Origin of the sequence: Enterococcus sp. 3H8_DIV0648 (genome assembly GCF_002140655.1) — a bacterium.
Classification (GTDB): Bacteria; Bacillota; Bacilli; order Lactobacillales; family Enterococcaceae; genus Enterococcus_A; species Enterococcus_A hulanensis.
In genome coordinates this window covers 1,324,156-1,327,035 of record NZ_NGLG01000001.1, presented here as the reverse complement: position 1 = coordinate 1,327,035, position 2,880 = coordinate 1,324,156, and the positions used below count along the sequence as shown (strand labels likewise).

Here is a 2,880-nt window from a genome sequence, read left to right as displayed (position 1 = left end):
TCGGAATAATATTGCTGTAGTTGTTGAATTTCTTTTGTGGTAAATAACGGAATCTGCGTGGAGGAATTGAGTTGATTCAACACTAATTTAAGCATTCCTAAACTCGTCAAGATAAAGAGAGTGACCAGACAGATCACCCATGAAATCGAGAATTGTATGCGATGCCGTTTGATTGTTGAAAGCGTTGTTGAAATTAATTCCATAGATTCCCACCTCTTAGTAATAAGTATAAAATCCTAATTTGAAAGAAATATGAATTCTATCGGAAGAAATAAGAGCAGATAAGAAAGGCTTCGCGAACTCGCTCAGCTTTTGCTTATTGCCGATAAAGCTAGTTCGTGAAGCCAGACATAGATATACCCGCTACAAAGCGATTTATTCATGTAAAGATTTTATACTTTCTTTATAGATTCGGGTGTCAAAAGTAAGAGTTAGGATGCTTGCTTTGTCTAATCCCATTTTTTAATGTCTAAACACTAATTTGTGGTGATCATTACTTAAATCCATTGTAAAATTAGCGATCTGTTCCTATTATTTTAGCGAACAAAAAACTTTTTCCTTCAAAACAGGCTTTTGACACCCGAATCTTTATAGTCAAAAAAACACTCTTCACAATTTCGTGAAGAGTGTTCGATATAACTTATTGTTGGCTTTGTTCCTGATATTGTTTATACGTTTCGGTCTTGTACAGCTCTTGAGTGGATTTCTTTCCATTTTGATCAAATAGGCTGGTTGATTTATCGCCTAATTTGTTCTCGATTTTCTCCATCTTGTTCAGACCATCTTTATAGTCATATTGAGAAGCATCGATAGGTTTCAAACCGCTGGCAGAATAGAAGCGTAATAAGTCACCATTGTTGATATTATCAGAAGTACTCAACTGAGTAGAGACAGCTTCCTTCCATTCTTCGCTTTGTTTTTGCAGGCTCTCGCTTGGTTCAGTGATTGCCAATCCATTGCTGTTACTATACAAGCTTCCGCTGTAATACGTATATTCCGGAGTTACATAGTCGCCATCACGGAAGGCAACAATTTGATCATTGTCCTTAGACAACAAATCCTGACCTAATTGAATATACTTGCTTGTGTCAACACCTAAAAGATGCAACAGGGTAGGCAGAGCGTCTACTTCGCCACCATAAGTGTGGTTGATGCCGCCTTTTTCTTGTCCTGGTACGTGAACCATGTAAGGGACACGCTGCATTTGCGCATTGTCAAAGTTTGACCATGTTTCTTTTGACTTGCCAAGCAGTGGTGCTAAATCAGAGTTTCTTGAATTCGAGATCCCATAGTGGTCACCATACATTACGATGATCGAATTATCATATAAACCAGAAGATTTTAAGTAGTTGAAGAATTCTTCAACCGCTTTGTCTAAATAGTTTGCTGTGGCAAAATACCCGTTAATCGTTTCATCGCTAGTATCTGCCATTGGGAACCCAGCTTCATCGTTTTTGAATTCGCTATAAGGGTAGTGGTTAGATACAGCAATAAATTTAGAATAGAATGGCTGCTGCAGACGTTCCAGATATTTCACAGATTGCTGGAAGAAAGGTTTGTCATGCAGTCCGTATTGGAATGAGTTTTCATCGTTTACATCATAATAAGATGAATCGAAGAAATAATCATAGCCAAGATTTTTATATGTTTCAGAACGATTCCAGAAGCTTCCGGAGTTCCCATGGAAAGCGGCACTCGTGTAGCCTTCGGTTTGCTTCAAGATATCTGGAGCAGCTTGGAATGTATTTTTTCCGCCAAGTTGCGAGAATAATGAGCCTTGGTTCAAACCAAATAATGAGTTTTCCATCAATGTTTCAGCATCGGAAGTTTTCCCAGCTTTTACTTGGTGGAAGAAATTATCAAAACTAAAGGTACTGTTGCTATGGAAAATGCTATTCAAGAATGGTGTTACTTCATGTTCTTGTCCATTTTCATCCTTCAGCTTATAGTCGATCACAAATTGCTGTAAACTTTCTAAGTGGATCGTGATTACATTGCGTCCTTTTGCGATTCCGTAATAGTCGCTGTTTGGAGCAGCATAATGTTCTTTAACGTAGGATTCGACTTCTTTTAAATCATTGGGGCTTGCTTCTGCACGGACTTGGTTGGTTTTATACGTTTGGATGCCATCGTAAACGGTGAAGGCATTAACCCCAAGATATTTGATCAAGTAGTCGCGTGAGAATGTACGTGTCAATAATTCAGGACGATCTGCTTCTGCTAGGAAAAGATTTCCTGAGAAAATCATGATTGAAAGAGCAGTCATCGCAAAAGCCATCCGAGCTCGGACAGGACGATCTTCACGCTTGATGCCTTTACGCCATAAAAGAATCGGCAGGATCACGATATCAATTAAATATAAAACATCGTATGGACGGAAAAGTCGAACGGCGCTTTCACCTAAGCCGCTGGCAACCTTGCCGGCACCTAAGAAAGTGTTGACCGTAATAAAATCGGTAAATTCACGATAATAAACGACATTGGCAAAGAGCAGGAAGCTCGCCAGTGCGTAGATGATCATCATTGTGGTGTAAGAGGCTTTCGACCGTCGCACATATAAGGCAATCGACAATAAGAACATCGTCGACGCGATTGGATTGATAAACAGGATGAAGTACTGAGTCAGACTTTCGATCCCTAAATTAAATTCAAATAGGTATGCAAAAACACTTTTCGCCCATAATAAGAATGTCAGTAACGCATAAAAGCCGAGACGTTTATTCAAAAATGCAGGAGCTTTTAGTTTTTTCAATAGTAACTTCCTTTCTGCCGCAGAAAAAAATGCGGAATGTTCACTTGTTAACAGTTTACTCGCTTACGTCAACGCCGTCAATTCTTATCGAAATCAGAGCAATCATGCTTAAAGAAAACTTTATAAGC

Annotated in this window: 1 protein-coding gene and 1 pseudogene; both read right to left on the bottom strand. The window is 39.0% G+C overall.

The genetic code is table 11. The annotated features are described in order from the left end of the window. Window positions 1–203: pseudogene (locus A5875_RS23570) on the bottom strand (hypothetical protein); the annotation flags it as partial. Between the two features lie 437 nt (window positions 204–640). After that, window positions 641–2,752, bottom strand: coding sequence for an LTA synthase family protein (locus A5875_RS06060; protein ID WP_088932773.1), 2,112 nt, complete (start codon window positions 2,750–2,752; stop codon window positions 641–643). Window positions 2,753–2,880: the final 128 nt, after the last annotated feature.